The 15,603-nt window shown below is 72.5% G+C and carries 18 protein-coding genes; 11 read left to right on the top strand and 7 right to left on the bottom strand.

Annotation, left to right across the window (positions count from 1 at the left end; all coding sequences use genetic code 11):
* Nucleotides 1–2 precede the first annotated feature (2 nt).
* The 4 genes from AB0O36_RS29925 to sigK all read right to left on the bottom strand — a co-directional run bounded on the left by AB0O36_RS29925 (nt 3) and on the right by sigK (nt 3,281).
* The gene (locus tag AB0O36_RS29925; protein WP_365115579.1) at nt 3–1,262 is read right to left on the bottom strand and encodes an FAD-dependent oxidoreductase; all 1,260 of its coding nucleotides are present in this window, start codon (nt 1,260–1,262) and stop codon (nt 3–5) included.
* A gap of 118 nt (nt 1,263–1,380) precedes the next feature.
* The gene (locus AB0O36_RS29920; RefSeq protein ID WP_365115578.1) at nt 1,381–1,866 is read right to left on the bottom strand and encodes a peroxiredoxin; all 486 of its coding nucleotides are present in this window, start codon (nt 1,864–1,866) and stop codon (nt 1,381–1,383) included.
* 66 nt (nt 1,867–1,932) lie between these two features.
* Nucleotides 1,933–2,691: an anti-sigma factor gene (locus tag AB0O36_RS29915; protein ID WP_365115576.1), complete on the bottom strand. Its 759-nt coding sequence runs from the start codon at nt 2,689–2,691 to the stop codon at nt 1,933–1,935.
* On the bottom strand, nt 2,688–3,281 hold the full coding sequence (gene sigK / locus AB0O36_RS29910) for an ECF RNA polymerase sigma factor SigK (RefSeq protein WP_365115669.1): 594 nt from the start codon (nt 3,279–3,281) through the stop codon (nt 2,688–2,690). Before sigK ends, AB0O36_RS29915 begins: the two co-directional genes overlap by 4 nt.
* 350 nt (nt 3,282–3,631) lie before the next feature.
* Between sigK and AB0O36_RS29905 the strand changes: the two genes are divergently transcribed.
* A complete protein-coding gene (locus AB0O36_RS29905) occupies nt 3,632–4,858 on the top strand; it encodes a SpoIIE family protein phosphatase (RefSeq protein WP_365115574.1) in 1,227 nt (408 codons plus the stop codon).
* Nucleotides 4,859–4,867: 9 nt separating this feature from the next.
* Here AB0O36_RS29905 and lepB read toward each other — a convergent pair whose 3' ends face one another.
* Nucleotides 4,868–5,581 carry a signal peptidase I gene (gene lepB, locus AB0O36_RS29900; RefSeq protein ID WP_365115573.1) on the bottom strand — a complete coding sequence of 238 codons (714 nt, stop codon included), beginning with the start codon at nt 5,579–5,581 and terminating at the stop codon, nt 4,868–4,870.
* Nucleotides 5,582–5,809: 228 nt separating this feature from the next.
* On the opposite strand from lepB, the gene AB0O36_RS29895 reads away from it, so the two are divergent.
* Entirely contained in the window at nt 5,810–6,244 is a 435-nt protein-coding gene (locus tag AB0O36_RS29895; protein WP_365115572.1) for a hypothetical protein, read from the top strand.
* A gap of 84 nt (nt 6,245–6,328) precedes the next feature.
* On the opposite strand, the gene AB0O36_RS29890 is transcribed toward AB0O36_RS29895, so the two are convergent.
* Together AB0O36_RS29890 and AB0O36_RS29885 are read right to left on the bottom strand one after the other, a co-directional pair.
* Nucleotides 6,329–6,652: a multidrug efflux SMR transporter gene (locus tag AB0O36_RS29890; RefSeq protein ID WP_365115570.1), complete on the bottom strand. Its 324-nt coding sequence runs from the start codon at nt 6,650–6,652 to the stop codon at nt 6,329–6,331.
* Nucleotides 6,649–7,302 (bottom strand): NAD(P)H-dependent oxidoreductase, encoded by a 654-nt coding sequence (locus tag AB0O36_RS29885; protein ID WP_365115568.1) that lies wholly within the window; start codon nt 7,300–7,302, stop codon nt 6,649–6,651. Before AB0O36_RS29885 ends, AB0O36_RS29890 begins: the two co-directional genes overlap by 4 nt.
* A 112-nt stretch (nt 7,303–7,414) precedes the next feature.
* Between AB0O36_RS29885 and AB0O36_RS29880 the strand changes: the two genes are divergently transcribed.
* The 9 genes from AB0O36_RS29880 to AB0O36_RS29840 all read left to right on the top strand — a co-directional run bounded on the left by AB0O36_RS29880 (nt 7,415) and on the right by AB0O36_RS29840 (nt 15,455).
* Nucleotides 7,415–7,975: a helix-turn-helix domain-containing protein gene (locus AB0O36_RS29880; RefSeq protein WP_365115566.1), complete on the top strand. Its 561-nt coding sequence runs from the start codon at nt 7,415–7,417 to the stop codon at nt 7,973–7,975.
* A 185-nt stretch (nt 7,976–8,160) separates the two neighbouring features.
* The gene (locus tag AB0O36_RS29875) at nt 8,161–9,471 is read left to right on the top strand and encodes a hypothetical protein (protein ID WP_365115564.1); all 1,311 of its coding nucleotides are present in this window, start codon (nt 8,161–8,163) and stop codon (nt 9,469–9,471) included.
* A 204-nt stretch (nt 9,472–9,675) separates the two neighbouring features.
* A complete protein-coding gene (locus tag AB0O36_RS29870) occupies nt 9,676–10,401 on the top strand; it encodes a DUF2071 domain-containing protein (RefSeq protein ID WP_365115562.1) in 726 nt (241 codons plus the stop codon).
* A gap of 126 nt (nt 10,402–10,527) precedes the next feature.
* Complete coding sequence (locus AB0O36_RS29865; protein WP_365115560.1) at nt 10,528–10,719, top strand: hypothetical protein; 192 nt, start codon at nt 10,528–10,530, stop codon at nt 10,717–10,719.
* A 349-nt stretch (nt 10,720–11,068) separates the two neighbouring features.
* Nucleotides 11,069–11,584 (top strand): ester cyclase, encoded by a 516-nt coding sequence (locus tag AB0O36_RS29860; protein ID WP_365115558.1) that lies wholly within the window; start codon nt 11,069–11,071, stop codon nt 11,582–11,584.
* Complete coding sequence (locus AB0O36_RS29855) at nt 11,581–12,186, top strand: TetR/AcrR family transcriptional regulator (protein WP_365115556.1); 606 nt, start codon at nt 11,581–11,583, stop codon at nt 12,184–12,186. The genes AB0O36_RS29860 and AB0O36_RS29855 overlap by 4 nt, the downstream gene beginning before the upstream one ends.
* The gene (locus AB0O36_RS29850; RefSeq protein ID WP_365115554.1) at nt 12,183–13,133 is read left to right on the top strand and encodes an oxidoreductase; all 951 of its coding nucleotides are present in this window, start codon (nt 12,183–12,185) and stop codon (nt 13,131–13,133) included. The genes AB0O36_RS29855 and AB0O36_RS29850 overlap by 4 nt, the downstream gene beginning before the upstream one ends.
* Nucleotides 13,134–13,308: 175 nt before the next feature.
* Entirely contained in the window at nt 13,309–14,151 is an 843-nt protein-coding gene (locus AB0O36_RS29845) for a patatin-like phospholipase family protein (protein WP_365115552.1), read from the top strand.
* 98 nt (nt 14,152–14,249) lie between these two features.
* Nucleotides 14,250–15,455 (top strand): FAD-dependent oxidoreductase, encoded by a 1,206-nt coding sequence (locus AB0O36_RS29840; RefSeq protein ID WP_365115550.1) that lies wholly within the window; start codon nt 14,250–14,252, stop codon nt 15,453–15,455.
* The last annotated feature ends 148 nt before the right edge of the window (nt 15,456–15,603 follow it).

Genomic DNA, 15,603 nt, shown 5'->3' with positions numbered 1-15,603 from the left:
GTTCACCAGCGCACCCCCAGGGACCGGGCGGCCTCGGCACCCGAGCGGCAGCCGTCCTCGTGGAAGCCCCAGCCGTGCCAGGCACCGGCGTACGCGGTCACCCCCGTGTGGAGGCGGGGCAGCTCACGCTGCGCCGCGACCGAGACGGGGGTGTACACCGGGTGCTCGTACACCATCCGCTCCACCACGCGGTCCGCGGCGATGCCCTCCTCCCCGCCCAGGGTGACGACGTAGTCGGCGCCCTCGGGCAGGTGCTGGAGGCGCCGCATGTCGTAGCTGACGCGGACGGGTTCCGCCGACGGGTCGCAGCCGCCCATGCGGTAGTTCCAGGAGGCGCGGGCGCGCGGCGACCGGGGCAGGATCCGGGTGTCGGTGTGCAGCACAGTGGGGTTGCGCGCGTACGTGAAGGCGCCCAGCAACCGCTTCTCGTCGCCGGTGGGATCCGCGAGGAGGCGCAGCGCCTGGTCGGGGTGGGTGGCGATCACCACCGCGTCATGGGCGTCGGTTCCGCCTTCCCGGGTGGTGACCAGAACGCCCCGGCCGGTACGCCGGACCGCATCGACCGGGCTGGAGGTGTGGACGCGCTGTACGCGCTTGGCGGCGGCGGCGACGTAGGCCGCGGAGCCACCGGTGACGGTCTTCCACTGCGGGGAGCCGGTGACGGACAGCAGGCCGTGGTGGTCGAGGAAGGCGAACAGGTAGGAGGCCGGGTAGGACAGGGCGGTGCGGGCCGGACAGGACCACACCGCCGAGACCAGGGGCAGGACGAAGTGGCTCACGAAGTACGGCGAGAACCCGCCCCGCTGCAGGAAACCGCCCAGGGTGAGGTGGAGGGACCGTTCGCGGGCGAGGAGGCGCCGGGCGCGGCGGTGGAACACCGGGACCTCGGCCAGCAGCCTCAGGTGGCGGCCCCGCAGCGCGGCCCGCGAGGCGAACAGCCCGGCCGCGCCGCGGGCGCCCGCGTACTCCAGACCGCACCCGTCGCATCGCACCGACATGCTCATCTCGGCGTCCTGCGTGCCGATCCCCAGCTCCCGGAACAGCCGCAGCAGGGTGGGGTAGGTGCGCTCGTTGTGCACGATGAACCCCGAGTCCACGCAGACCGCGCGCCCGCCGGGGCCGGCCGCCTCATGGGTGTGGGCGTGCCCTCCGAGCCGGTCGTCCGCCTCGTACAGGGTGACCTCGCACGAGGACGACAGGACGTAGGCGGCGGTCAGACCCGCCACCCCCGCGCCGACCACGGCCACGCTCCGCTGTTCCACCACGGCACTCCCACCACCCGGCACGCCGCCGGCCGGCGGCGCTTCACCCGTGATTCGCAGCCGCCGCCGGGACGGATTGGTGGCGGTCCGAAAAAAGGACCAGGAGGCGGGAGGCGGCTCAGCCGGTCAGGGTGGCCAGCCGTTCGGCCAGCGTGGCGGCCGGAGGATAGGTGGCGCCCACGGCGGTGACGTGCTTCCAGTGCAGGCGGCCCTGGCGGTCGACGATGAACACCGACCGGCGCAGCCCGATCAGGGGCGCGGTGATCCCGAAGGACTTCGCCACCGACCGCCCGTGGTCGGACAGCAGCGGCATGCGCAGGCTCCTGGCGCGGGCGAATGCCTCATGGCTGTCGAGGCCCTGCGGGCTGATGCCCCACACCGTGGCCCCGGCGGTCCGGAGCTGCTCCAGGCCGTCGGAGTACGAGCACAGCTGGGCCGTGCACACCGGTGTGCCGTCCCCGGGGTAGAAGGCGAGGACGAGGGGGCTCCCGCGGTGCTCGGACAGGCTGTAGTCGCCGCGGTGGAAGGTGTCGTCGTCGCCGAGGTGCCCGCCGGGCAGGCGGAAATCGACGACGGCGTCCCCGATCACGGGGGTGTTGGCCATGAGGGACCTCGATGCTTTCGGCTCGGACGGCGCCGCCGGGGGTACCCGGCGGGCGTGGACGGCAGGTCAGGCGGGGAGGGTCATCAGCAGCAGTGGGGCGGTGGTGGGCCGGGGCGATCCTCCCGCGGGTTCGAGCGTGAGCCCGACCGCGCCCGCGTCGGCGGGGCTGCCGGCGAGGACGACCGTGCCGTCGCCGTCGATGAAGCCGGCCGGGCGCATGGTGCCGTCGTGGTCGAGCCACAGCTGGTACGTCTTGCCCGCGGCGGGCGCGGGCAGGTTGGTGGCGGTGAACACCGCCTTGTTCTGCAGGTCGGATGACACGACGGTGGTCAGGGCTCCGTTGGCGGCCCGTCCGTGCACGGTGCGGGCGTCGGGCGCGGCCAGGACGGCGCTGACGGCGTCCAGTTGCCGCTGTGCCTGCTGCGCCCGCTGCGTCTGCTGTCGGAGGTCCGCTCTGTGCTGCGCCTGCCACACCGCGATGCCGCCGAGGGCGGCGGCGGCCACCCCGGCGGCCAGCGCCAGGGGCACGGCCCGGCGGCGCAGCATGCCGCCGGGGGCGGTCGCGGCCGTGGTGGCGGGGATGCGCGGGGGCAGCTGGCGTACGCCGGTGATGGCTGCCATGACCTGGGCCTTGGCCGCCGGGGGTGGCGGCTGGGCCACGGCTGCCGCAAGGCGTGCCGCGGTCGCCTCGAATTCGGTGGCCTCCTGCCGGCACGCCTCGCACGTCCGCAGGTGGGCGTCGAAGTCCTGGCGTTCGCCCGGTTCGAGCGCGCCGAGGGCGTGGGCGGCGGCGAGGGTGTGGGCGTCGGACGCGTGGTGCTTCACGTGGTCACCCCCATGCAGTCGCGGAGCCGGATCAGTCCGTCGCGCATGCGCGTCTTGATGGTGGGAAGCGGCGTGCGCAGGGTCTCGGCGACTTCACGGTAGGTCAGCCCCCGGTAGTAGGCCAGGGTCACCGCCTGGCGCTGGAGCTCGGTCAGACCGCGCAGGCAGCGGCGGACCTGCTCCGATTCCAGACGGGTCTCGACCTGCTCGACCACCTCGTCGAAGGCGGTCGTGTGCTCGCGGGCGGCCTGGGCCTGCTCCCGGTCGGAGGCGGCCTGGGCGGATCGCACCCGGTCCACGGCCCGCCGGTGGGCGATCGTCGCGGCCCAGGCCGGGACGGAGCCGGCGTCCGGGCGGTAGCGGGCGGCCCGCCGCCACAGGTCGATCATGACCTCCTGGGCCACCTCCTCGGACTGGGCCCGGTCGCGTACGACCTTCACGACGATCCCGAAGACCATGGGGGCGATGCCGTCGTAGAGGACCGAGAAGGCATGTGTGTCGCCCTGGGCGACCTTCTGCATGACCGCGGCGAGGTCGCCGTGGCCCGATCCACCGGACCGGCCGGGACCGAAGGGCAAGGGCCGGTTCACCCGCACCACTCCCACAGCGGCCGGATGGCGGAGCAGCGGCCGGCGGCGGCCGTCGGAGGGCGGGTCGTCCATCGCATGCCAGTCCTTCGTCCTTGTCGCTGGAGCAGGCCGGAGCAGGGCCGGACCGCCCGCACGGGGAGTCCGGCCACCGGACTCCGCCGGTGGGTCGTGTGTTCTTCGTAGCGGACGGCCCGGCGGATGGGAGGGCGCTTCGAGGGAATCGGCCGGTCTGGCCGAAACACGGCTCCCGGGGTGATGGGCCGGAGGTGTGACAGCCGACGGTCGGCGCGCCGGAGCGGCGCCTCCGGCTCGTATCGTGGGCCCGGAGCCCGAAAGACGAGGACGTGAGCGTGAGCGAACCGGCTATCGACTACCGGGCGGTCTTCCACGCGCTGCCCGGAATGGTGGCACTGCTGACGCCGGATCTGGTGTACGCGGACGCGAACGACGACTTCGTGACCAACTCCGGCTACCCGCGCGGGAACCTGATCGGGCGCTACCTGTTCGACGTGTTCCCCGACAACCCGAACGATCCGACCGCCTCGGGGGCGCGCAACCTCGAGGCGTCCCTGCGGCGCGTCCTCGCCGACGAGGAACGGGACACCATGGCACTGCAGCGCTACGACGTGGAGCTGCCGGAGCACCCCGGCGAGTGGGAGGAGCGGTACTGGAGTCCGATCAACGCTCCGGTTCTGGACGCCGAAGGCCGCGTCGTCCTGCTGGTGCACCGGGTGGAGGAGGTCACCGAGCTGATCCGCGCCCGCGGTCAGGCGGGCGGGGACCGGGCCCGCGTGCTGGAGGCCGAGCTGTACACCCGGTCCCGGGAACTGCAGGAGGCCAACCAGCGGCTGCGGCAGGCCCACGCCCGGGAACGGTCGGTCGCCCTCGCACTCCAGGACGCGATGCTGCCCGCCCCGCGCCCCATCGGGCACCACCAGAGCGCGGTCCGCTACCAGCCGGCCGTGGGCGCCCTGAACGTGTGCGGGGACTGGTACGACCTCGCCGAGCTCCCGGACGGGGGCCTGTCGGTGGCCGTGGGGGACGTCGTGGGCCACGGCCTGGCGGCCGCGGGTGTCATGGGCCAGCTGCGCAGCGCACTGAGCGCCGCCTCCCGGGCCTCGGACGGCCCCGCCCGGGCCCTGGAAGTGCTCGGTCTGTACGCCCGGTCGGTCGAGGGCGCCGAATCCACCACCGCGGTGTCCGTGAACGTCGACTGGACCACCCGTTCGCTCACCTACAGCAACGCCGGGCATCCCCCGCCCGCCCTGCTGGGCCAGGACGGCGCCGTCGTGTTCCTCGACCAGGCCACCGACCCGCCCCTGGGGGCCCGTCCCGAGCACGTCCCCCGGCCCCAGGCCGAACACGCCTTCACCGACGGGGACACCCTCGTGCTCTACACCGACGGCCTGATCGAACGACGCAACGAGGACATCGACACCGGCCTGACCCGCCTGGCCCGCTCCCTCACGGTCCACCGCGCACTCGACCCCGAGCAACTGGCCGATGCCCTCCTCCTCGACCTCCTCCCCGCCGCCGGCGCCACCGACGACGCGGCCCTGGTGGTCCTCCGCCTCTAGGCCGCGTCGCTACCGGCGGAAGGTGTCGGGCACCGGCAGCGTGTCCCACCGGGAGATCGGCCAGGCCACGGTGACGGCGCGCCCGATCACGTTCTTCACGGGCACGAATCCGCCGCCCGGTTCGTGCACGTGGGCGCGCGAGTCCAGGGAATCGTTGCGGTGATCGCCCATCACCCACAGGTGGTCCTCGGGCACCGTGACCGTCCCGACCGGATAGTCGTCGCACGGCGTTGACCCGGGGTGGATGTACGGCTCGTCCAGAGGCTTCCCGTTGACCTTGACCGGCTCGCCGCGATTGCACTCCACGCTGTCGCCGCCGACCGCGATCACCCGCTTGATCAAGTCCTTCTCGTCCACCGAGGGCATCAGACCGACGAATGCCAGCGCCTTCTGCATCCCGCGCAGGGCGGCATTGCTCTCCTGCGGGGCCCCCTCCGGCAACCAGCCCCCAGGGTCACGGAAGACGACGACCTCCCCACGCTGCGGTGTCCCACCGAACCAGGGAGTGAGCTTGTCCACCAGCACCCTGTCATCCTTCTGGAGAGTGTTCTGCATGGAACCCGAGGGGATCGAGAACGCCTGCACGAGGAAACTCTTGATCACCAACGCCAGAACCAATGCCACTCCGACCAGAACCGGCAGCTCCTTCCACCACGGCCGCTTCGTACGCACGCCTCGTCCGCGTCTCCGCCGGCGCTCGTCCGGCTCCTTCTCATCCGTCATTGCTCAGGCCCCCCATGACTGTGTCGACAGCTGCCGTCAGCCGCCCGTAGTCACTGAACGAACGAAGGTTCCCGGCGTGCAATGCGCCGAAAAGGAAACGTCTGTCGACACTCACCCCGGTGCCTACGAATCCGCCGGTGGACACTGAGGCCGGCTGCGGCGGCGCCCCTGTGGAGTTCACCCCCGCCCCCGCCGCCGGCCCGCGCCCCACTGCGCGAGGATGTAGCCGTGTACGCCCACCACGGCTCCTCCGCCCGCCGCCTTCTGATCGCCGCCCTGATCCCGTTGGCCGCCGATGCGGCTGCGCAGCAGGTGTGGCTGAAGTCGTTCCCCATCGCCACGGACGACCTGCTGTACGACTTCGACAACGCCCTGCCGGTCTTCGCGTACGAAGAGGCGGACGAGATCGACGCCGCGGCCGTGATGGGCGAGCTCCGCATGATCGAGGAACACTTCCGGGAGATGTGCGGTGACCGGCCGGCGGACCCCTGGGCCTACGAGGCCCTGGCCACCGATCCGGCCTGGGCGGCGGTACGGGACCTGGCGCGCGAGATCCTCTTCGTCCTCACCGGCGACCGCACCCTCCCCATGCCCGGCATCGACGTCATTCCCGCCGCCTCCGACACGGGGGTCCCGCTGCCGGTCGACCACCTCGCCCCGTAGCACGGTAGGGGGCGGACGGCCCGCAGGCGGGCCGCCCAGGCCTTCGCCGCGGCGGCGCGCGGTCCGCGCAGGTGCCGGGACTCCCTACTCCGCCGACGCGGTCGCGTGGGACAGCGCCACGCCGCCGATGATCAGGGTGAGGGCGATCAGGCGGCCCACAGTCACCGGGTCCTTGTGGACCACGATGCCCAGGGTGATGGCGCCGGCCGCGCCGATCCCGGTGAAGACGGCGTAGGCCGTGCCGACCGGCAGGCCCTTCATCGCCAGGGACAGCAGATAGACGGCGACGGCGGCGAGCGCGAAGCAGAGCAGCGTGGGAAGCGGGCGGGTGAACCCGGCCGTCGGTTTGATGCTCTGTGACCAGCCGACCTCCACCAGGCCGGCAGCGACGAGGAGCAGCCAGCTCACAGGGACCCTCCTGTCTTGCGGGCGGCCTCCAGCGCGGCCGCGCGGGACGCGTCGTGCGCCCCGCGCCGGCCGGCGAGGGCGGGATCGGTGAGGGAGTTGACCAGTTCGGTGCCGAGGAAGGTCATGGCCTCCTCCGGCACGGCGAAGTGTCCGGCGAAGAAGTCGCGCAGGTAGCGCTCCTGGTGGTCGTACGGGTGGCGCGGGGTGCCCGGGCCGTACGCGCCCCCGCGGGCGTACGCCACGACGAACCGCCGCCCGGCCAGGGACATGCGCGGGAAGGTGACCTGGTCGATCCAGGCCTTCAGGGACGCCGGGACCGAGTAGTTGTACATCGGCGTGGCGATCAACACCACGTCGGCGGAGACGAGTTCGGACAGCAGCGGCTCGACGACGGCCCACGCCGCCTCCTGCGCGGGAGTGCGCACGGCTTCCCGGTAACGGGCGGGGTCGGTGATCTCGTGCTCCAGGACGTAGTCGCACAGCTCGGTCCACGCCTCGCCGATCTGCGGGACGGGGCTCTGGGCCAGGTCGCGGTGGACGTGGACGCCACCCGGGTGGGACGCGCGCCAGGCGGCGGCGACGGCGTCGCCGGCCTCCCGGCTGAAGGACTGGCGGCGTGCGCTGGCGTCGAGGTGCAGCAGCGTGGACATGACGGGGCCCCCTCGGTATCGGCCGGAACGGTAACCGGACACGGCGTCCAGTTATACCCGACGAAGGGCCTAACCGGACAGGCTGTCCGGTTATTCCGGTAGGCTGGCCGCCATGGAGACGAGGGAACGCGCGGACGCCGCCCGCAACCGGGCCAAGGTGCTCTCCGCCGCCGCCGAACTGTTCGCCGCAGGTGATCCGAGGTCGGTCACGATGGAGGACATCGCCCGGGCGGCCGACATCGGCCGCGGCACGCTCTACCGCCGCTACCCGGACGTCACGTCCATCGCCGCGGCCCTCCTCGACGAGCACGAACGCCGCCTGCAGGAAGAGCTGCTGCGCGGCGCTCCCCCCCTGGGCCCCGGCGCGCCGGCGCGCGAGCGGCTCACCGCCTTCTACGCCGCCATGGTCGACCTGCTGGACACCCACGGCCACCTCGTGCTGGGCGCCGAGACCGGCGAGAAGCGCTTCACCGTCGGGGCGTACGGCTTCTGGCGCGTCCATGTCCTGGTCCTGCTGCGCGAGTCCGGCGCCCCGGACCCGGAGGCCCTGGTGGACAGCCTGCTCGCACCCCTGGCACCGGAGGTCTTCCTCCAGCAGCGCGCGCAGGGAGTGACGCCGGACCGGCTCAAGGCGGCGCTGGGCCGGCTGGCGAACGTCCTGCCGGCCGACTGAACAGGCCGAAGGGCGACGCCGGACGCTTCCCGGCGCCCGTGAACCGGGCGGTCGCCGTGGAGGAAGGCGTCGGTGACGGCAATCTTTTGATCTTTCCTGGGCAACCAGTCGGCCCCGGAGGCGGTCGTACAGGGATCGGGCGTGTTCGAACGCCTGCCCGTAGGACTTGAGGGGGCTCTCCGAAGATGTCGAACCGTACGCGCACCAGGGCCACGCAGCGGACCGCCGCGGCCTTGGCCGCCGGTGCACTGGTGCTGGGCGCCGCGGCCGTTGCCCAGGCAGCGCCGTCGCCCAGTCCGGTGATCCCGGACACCACTCCCGGGAAGCAGAGCCAAGACGCGGCGAAGAAGAACCCCGACCCCTTCCACGGCCTCGCCACATCCGAGGAACTCCTCGACACCACCGTGGAGAATGGCCAGAAGCAGAGCCTCCGCCTCGGCTTCACGGTCATCGGTGACAAGCCCGTGCAGGGGGCGGAGCTGGGCATCCACCTGCCGCCGGGGCTGGAGCTGAATCCGCAGGAGCGACCGTCGAACTGCGAGCACTTCAAGGTCGACCCGGTGCGGGAGTACCGCGACGAGTACCTGTTCTGCAGCTTCACCGGCACCTTCGAGCCCGGCCGGTACTACCGGATCGACACGGGGCTGAACATCACCGCGACCCCCGAGCTGTGGAAGGACCTCTTCTACGTCACCTGGACCCCGGGCGGAAGGCCGGTCTACAAGCCCGAGCGCGGCGGGGCCAGGGGCACTGCCGCACCCGTCAAGGTCGTGCCGTCCGAGCCCTTCAAGGCATGGCACTTCTGGGGCCGGGAAGTGACGGTCGGAAACCCGGCGAACCAGCCCGACTTCACCGTGCACGGCGCCACCGGCACCGGTCCGGCCGGCGGCCGGGTCCTGCTCGATCCGGGCTGGCAGATCAACGGCACCGGTTCGGTCGCCGCCACGGGCGCCGACAGCAAGGTGGCGGAGACCGAGTTCGAGCTGCCGCCCGGCATCAGCTTCGTGGGGGGCCGCCCGGGTCCGGAGGGGCGCCGGGTGTTCGGCGGGACCGGCGGCTCGGTGAAGGGAATCTTCAAGATCGAGCCGTGGGTCAAGCCGGGCACCTATCTGGGCGAGTACCGGTACAAGGCCGAACGCGGTCCCGGTGAGCTCAGGATCGCCGACATCGACCGGGACCTGGGCAACAACGCGGCCAAGCTCACCATCACGGTGACGCCGGCCGCCACACCGCAGCCGAGCCCGTCGACATCCGCCTCGGCCTCCCCGAGCCCCTCTGCCTCGGCCACGGCATCGCCCTCACCCTCATCCTCGGCGAGCACCACCCCCGGCACCGGCGCCTCCACGCCCGGCAACACCCCGGGCCCGGACGGCGGTACGGGCGGCAACCTGGCCAACACCGGATCCACCGCGCTGACCGCGGGCGGGCTCGCCGCTGGCGCCGTGACGCTCGGAGCAGCCCTGTACGCCGTCACCCGGCGCCGCCGTTCCGCGTAGACGCCGGCCCGCAGCAGCCGACGGCAGCACACGACGACCGTGGGCCGGCCCGGAACCCACCGGCACCGGCCCACTCCCCCTTGTCGGACACTTAACCGAAGGCCGCCTGGACACCGGCACTGGTCGGTTCCCCAGCGCTGTCTGTCCCGAGCAGATCGTGCTTCGCCACACCACATAGCGCGCCGGGGCGCAGAGCGAGGGATCATGAGGCAGCTGCGACTGTCCAGCGTCATCGAACGACGGCTGCTGGTGAACTATCGAGTCGCCCCGGATGCCGCAGCACGCCTGCTCCCCGGGGCACTGCGCCCGCAGCTGGTGCACGGCTACGCGGTCGCGGGCATCTGCCTGCTGCGCCTGGGAAGGGTCCGCCCGGCCTGGGCACCCAAGGCGTTCGGTCTGCGGAGCGAGAACGCGGCACATCGGATCGCCGTCGAGTGGGACGGACCGGACGGCGTCGAGACCGGCGTCTACATTCCACGACGCGACACCGCCTCGCGGCTCAACGCCTGGGCCGGAGGCCGCCTCTTCCCCGGCGAACACGGCCGAGCCGACTTCGACGTGCACGAGACGCCCGATCGGATGCGCGTCGCACTGGCGACACGGGATGGCGACACCCGAGTGGATGTCACCGTCGAGCTGTCCGACGAGCTGCGAGGCAGTGAGCTCTTCGCCGATCTTGCCGAGGCTTCCCGCTTCTTCCGGGGCGGGGCGAAGGGCTTCTCGGCCACCGGCTCCGGCCGCCACCTGGATGGCATGGAACTGCGGACCGACGCCTGGCACGTGGAAGCCGCCCGGGTCCGCTCCGCCGCGTCGTCCTTCTTCGACGACCCGGACTGCTTCCCGCCGGGGAGCGCGACCCTGGACTGCGCCCTGCTCATGCGCGACGTCCCCGCCGGTTGGCGGCCACTCCCGGCCATGGCTTGTGAGTAAGGAGCGCTCGGCTCACCAGCCGGAGCGCTCGGTCACCCCCCGATGCCCCGGCGCGCAACACCGGGCGTCCCGGCCGCCGCCCGGTACCTCCGTGTCCTGTGGCCGGGCCGCAGGGTTGCAGGGGGCATGGACACGTACCTCTTGGACGGACTGCTCGACCACGACGAGGAGAAGCCGATCCGGCCGCTGCTCGGCGAGGCCGAGGCCCGCGCCCTGATGATGCTGCTGCCGGAGTTGGACGTGGCCGGGCAGCCGGAGGAGATCCGGGACGCGGCCAGGGAACTGCGCTGCCGGATCGGGACCCGCCTCGCCGGCTGAACCTCTCAGGCCCCCGCGCGGGGCCGCTGCGCTGCCCGCACCCGGCAGAGCGGGGCCGGGCCCGGTGCGCCCGGTGCCGCGATACCGGTGCGGGCGCACCCGAGTGAGGACCCGGTGCCGGGTTCCGTTCCGCTTGCCTGCGGCGCAACGTCTCGTACGCCCGGCCTGACCAGCCCCTGCCGCGACGACGTGAACTTCCGTTTTTCCGGACGGAGCTGCGTGCGGTCCCCTCGCGACGCGCTCTCCGCGGGCCGGTTGCCCCAACTCGCCATCCAGCCAACCCGATTGACTATTGGTTACACCGTACACACCGTGTACGGTGTAACCACATCGTCGATCGGAGGAACCGATGTCCCACCCGACTGTCGCGCACGCGTTCGCCGCACTGATGAACGGTCACGACCCCGATGCCGTGGACGGCTTCGTGGCCGAGGAGTACGTCAACCACAACCCCTACGTCGAGGACGGCCGCGAGGCCAACCGGGCCTTCTGGGGCCGCTGGTTCGCCGCCTTCCCCGACACCCGCGTCACCCTCGAGGACGTCCTGACCGACGGCGACCGCGTGGTCGGCAGGTTCACCTACCGGGCCACGCACCTGGGCTCGCTGCTCGGCGAGGAGCCCACCGGACGCGCGGTGGAGATGCGGTCGCTGGACATCTGGCGGGTCCGGGACGGCATGGCGGTGGAGCACTGGGACGAGCTCAACACCCTGGAGTTCTTCACCCAGCTGGGCCTGCTCGCACCGATGGGCATGCCGGACACGCCCGCCGACTCCGACTCCGGCTCCGGCTCCGACACCGACTTCGACACCCCCACCGACACCCCCGCCGGCGCGCAGAACCCGGCAGAGAGCCGGGCGCTGTGACCCCCCCACCGCAGCAGCGCGAGCCTTCTCCCTCCCGGCAGCGCCGCGAACGCGAACGCGCCGCAGCACGCACCGAAATCCTGCAAGCCGCCCGTGACCTGGCCAGGGCCGAGGGCTGGGAGGCGGTGAGCATGCGCCGCCTGGCCGACCGGATCGGCTACTCCGCCAACTACGCCTACCGCTACTTCAAGGGCCGCGACGACATCCTGCTGGCCTTCGTCAGGGACGGGTTCCTCCGGCTCGCCGCGAGCATGCGCTCCAGTGGTACGTCCGCCCGGGAAGCGGCGGCCGCCTACCTGGACTTCGCACTCGACGAGCCCGACCTCTACCAGGTCATGTACGGCCTGGGCGGGGTCCGCGTGTCCGCCGCCGAGACCGTCACCGAAGGCGGCGCCGTCGGCGCGGTGATCGCGGACACCCTGGGCATCACGGACCCCTACGACGACCGCATCGCCCGCATCTGGGCCACCGCGCACGGCCTGGCCGCCCTGCACTCCATCCGCAAACTCCCCGACGACCGCGCCCACCTGCACCGGCTGCTGGCGGCGAGCGTCGAGGACCTGCTCCGCACCCCCCGGCAACCGCAAGGAGGCGCACGATGACCGCCACCCCCACCCCCACCGGCCGGTGGACGGCCGACGACATCCCCGACCAGAGCGGCCGCACGGTCCTGGTGACCGGCGCCAACAGCGGCCTGGGCTACGTCACCGCCCGGGAACTCGCCCGCCGTGGAGCGCACGTCATCCTCACCGCGAGGAACGCCGACAAGGGCCGGGCCGCACTGGCCGGACTCCGCGGCGAACTCCCCGGAGCCTCCGCAGAGCTGCGCTTACTGGACCTGGCCGACCTGGACTCGGTCCGCGCGTTCGCCGACGCCCTCGACACGCCCGTGGACGTACTCGTCAACAACGCGGGCATCATGATGCCGCCGCGCTCCCTGACCGCACAGGGCTTCGAGTCCCAGTTCGGCACCAACCACCTGGGCCACTTCGCACTCACCGGGCTCCTGCTGGACCGGCTGCGCGCCGGGAGGGACCCGCGCATCGTGACGGTCACCTCGACCCTGCACAAGAACGGCGCCATCCACTTCGACGACCTCGACGGCGCCCGCTCGTACTCACCCCGCGGTTTCTACGCCCAGTCCAAGTACGCCAACGTCCTGTTCGGCCTGGAACTCGACCGGCGACTGCGCGCGAGCGGCTCCCCCGTCCGCAGCCTCCTGGCGCATCCCGGCTACTCCGCCACCAACCTGCAGTCCTCCGGACCGACCGGACTGCTCAGATCGATCCTCAAGGTCACCAACCGGCTCGTCGCCCAGGACGTGGAGACCGGCGCACTCAACCAGCTCTACGCGGCCGCCTCCCCGCGCGCCCAGGGCGGCCAGTTCATCGGGCCCGACGGCCGCAACGAGTCCAAGGGCCACCCCACCCTCGTGCAGCCGGCCGAATCCGCCAAGGACCCCGAAACCGCCCGCCGCCTGTGGGACCTCTCGGAGAACCTCACCGCAGTCACCTACGACTTCCCGGCCCGCCCCCGCCGGCAGGCCTGACCGCCGCCGGCGTTCCCTTCGGCCCCCGCTGTGAGGCGGGGGCCGGGGCGGTGGCGGAAGCGGGACGAATGCGCACCCAAAGAAAACGGGGATCACTCCCCGTTTTTCGTGTTACCGTCCTCCTGTCAGCAAAACGGGGACAGATCCCCGCTTAGGTTTGAGGAGTGAGGGGCTCATGACCAGCACGGCGTTGGTGCTCGGTGGCGGGGGAGCGGTCGGTCTCGCATGGACGGTCGGGATGCTGGCCGGCCTGGCCGAGGAGGGCCTCGACCTCTCCGGCGCCGACGTGACGATCGGAACCTCCGCCGGCTCCGTGATCGGTGCACGGCTCACCTCCGGCGTCCGCATGGAGGAGATGTACCGCGAGGAACTCCACGGAGCGCCGGAGATCGATGTCACCGTCACGCTGCGCCAGACCGCCCGCTTCCTCTGGGCCGCGCTCGGGTCCCGCGATCCGCAGCGATCCGCTCAGCGCCTCGGACGGGCTGCGCTGGCCTCCCGTACCGTCCCCGAGTCGGACGTCCACAAGGCGGTCGCCGTGCTCCTGGCCGGCGTATCGGACTGGCCCGCCGCGGCGGACCTGAAGGTGACCGCCGTTGACGCCGCCGGCGGAGAACTGGTCGCCTTCGATTCCGCCTCACCCCTCACCCTCCCCGAGGCGGTGGCGGCGAGCTGCGCCGTACCCGTGGTCTGGCCGCCCGTATCGGCGGCCGGACGCCGGTGGATGGACGGAGGCAGTCGTTCGACGGCCAACGTGCATCTCGCCCGCGGTGCCGACCGCGTCGTCGCCATCACTCCGATCCCCGAAGCCGTCGGCCCGCACCTGAGCGCCACCGAGCAGGGGGCGGCACTCGCCGCGGACGGCTCCCTGGTGGCGGTCCTCACCCCCGACCGTGCGGCACGCAAGGTCTTCGGCCGCAACATGCTCGACCAGACCCGCCGCCCGGCAGCCGCCCGGGCCGGCCGCATCCAGGCAGCCTCGTGCGCGGACGCCGTCCGCGCGGTATGGGCCGCTTGACGCACTCGACGGTCCGCCTCCGACGCGGGCGGTCCACCACATCCAAAGCAGTCACCCACGCGGCTCCTTCCGCCGCAACCCCGAAGCGGAGTGTCATCATGAACAGCAGCACGAACGTCGTAGTGATCGGTGGCGGATACGCGGGCGTCATGGCCGCCAACCGCCTCACCCGGCACGGCAATGTGGACGTCACCCTGGTCAACCCGCGCCCCTCGTTCGTCCACCGGATCCGGCTGCACCAGCTGGTCGGCGGGACGGGCAGCGCGGTCGTCGCGTACGAGGACGTGCTGGCCGACCGCGTACGGCTGGTCGTGGACACCGTCACCCGGATCGACGCGGCCGACCGTACGCTCGCCCTCGCGGACGGAGGCACGCTGGGTTACGACTACCTGGTCTACGCCGTCGGCAGCGGCAGCGCCGCACCGCAGGTTCCCGGAGCCGCGGAGTTCGCCCACCCGCTCGCCACCCTGGAAGAGGCCGCCCGGCTGCGGCCGGTCCTGGAGGCCGCACCGGCATCGACCGCCGTGACGGTGGTCGGAGGTGGCGCCGGCGGCATCGAGACCGCCGCCGAACTGGCGGGAGAAGGCCGCGCCGTCACCCTGGTCTGCGGCGGGGCGCTCGGCCCGTACCTGCACCCCCGCGGCCGGCGCTCGGTCGCCCGGCGGCTCGCGAAGCTCGGGGTGACCGTGCTCGAAGGCCCCGGAACGCAGGTGACGGCCGTGACCCGCGACGCCGTATCGCTCGCCGATGGCCGCGAGGTGCCGAGCGGGCTGACCGTCTGGGCCGCCGGCTTCGCCGTCCCGGACCTGGCCGTGCGCAGCGGGCTGAGCACCGATGCCGAAGGCCGTCTGCTCACCGACGAGACGCTGATCAGCGTGGACGACGGCCGGATCGTCGCGGCCGGCGACTCGGCGTCGCCGTCGGGCATGCCACTGAGGATGAGCTGCCAGGCCGCGATGCCGATGGGGGCCCGGGCGGCCGACACCGTGCTCAGCCTGATCGGGGACGAACCGCCCGCCGTGCTCAACCAGGTCTTCGGCGCCCAGTGCCTCAGCCTGGGCCGGGGCGACGGCATCTTCCAGTTCGCCGACCGGTACGACACCGCGATCTGGTTCAAGGTCGACGGCCGCCCCGGCGCGAAGCTCAAGGAGGTCGTCTGCACGAGCGTCGTCAAGCACCTCGCCGAAGAGGCCCACAAGCCCGGAGGCTACAAGCTCCACCTCATGGAGCGCGGCGGCACGCGCCAGGAACTCGTACGGGCCCGGGGCACCGGTACCCAGGTCACCCTGCCGAAGCCCGCCTGACCGCTCGGAGCCGCCGGGCGCCCGGCTCCGCCCCCAGCACCGCCCACCGACCTGCCCCTCACCTGCCCCTCACCTGCCTCCCGCCCCCGACCAGCGGACCGCCCACCGGCCCACTCCGGGCCAAACGCACGGGGGAGGGGGAGGGGGG

It is taken from the genome of Streptomyces sp. NPDC089799, from assembly GCF_040684755.1.
In the GTDB taxonomy this organism is placed as follows: domain Bacteria; phylum Actinomycetota; class Actinomycetes; order Streptomycetales; family Streptomycetaceae; genus Streptomyces.
This window is presented reverse-complemented; position numbering and strand designations above follow the sequence as displayed.

Bases quoted from the DNA above. Each gene is read 5' to 3' on its own strand.
- AB0O36_RS29920 (WP_365115578.1), bottom strand. From the start codon at position 1,866: ATGGCCAACACCCCCGTGATCGGGGACGCCGTCGTCGATTTCCGCCTG.
- lepB (WP_365115573.1), bottom strand. From the start codon at position 5,581: ATGACGGATGAGAAGGAGCCGGACGAGCGCCGGCGGAGACGCGGACGA.
- AB0O36_RS29885 (WP_365115568.1), bottom strand. From the start codon at position 7,302: ATGTCCACGCTGCTGCACCTCGACGCCAGCGCACGCCGCCAGTCCTTC.
- AB0O36_RS29880 (WP_365115566.1), top strand. From the start codon at position 7,415: ATGGAGACGAGGGAACGCGCGGACGCCGCCCGCAACCGGGCCAAGGTG.
- AB0O36_RS29875 (WP_365115564.1), top strand. From the start codon at position 8,161: ATGTCGAACCGTACGCGCACCAGGGCCACGCAGCGGACCGCCGCGGCC.
- AB0O36_RS29870 (WP_365115562.1), top strand. From the start codon at position 9,676: ATGAGGCAGCTGCGACTGTCCAGCGTCATCGAACGACGGCTGCTGGTG.
- AB0O36_RS29865 (WP_365115560.1), top strand. From the start codon at position 10,528: ATGGACACGTACCTCTTGGACGGACTGCTCGACCACGACGAGGAGAAG.
- AB0O36_RS29860 (WP_365115558.1), top strand. From the start codon at position 11,069: ATGTCCCACCCGACTGTCGCGCACGCGTTCGCCGCACTGATGAACGGT.
- AB0O36_RS29850 (WP_365115554.1), top strand. From the start codon at position 12,183: ATGACCGCCACCCCCACCCCCACCGGCCGGTGGACGGCCGACGACATC.
- AB0O36_RS29845 (WP_365115552.1), top strand. From the start codon at position 13,309: ATGACCAGCACGGCGTTGGTGCTCGGTGGCGGGGGAGCGGTCGGTCTC.
- AB0O36_RS29840 (WP_365115550.1), top strand. From the start codon at position 14,250: ATGAACAGCAGCACGAACGTCGTAGTGATCGGTGGCGGATACGCGGGC.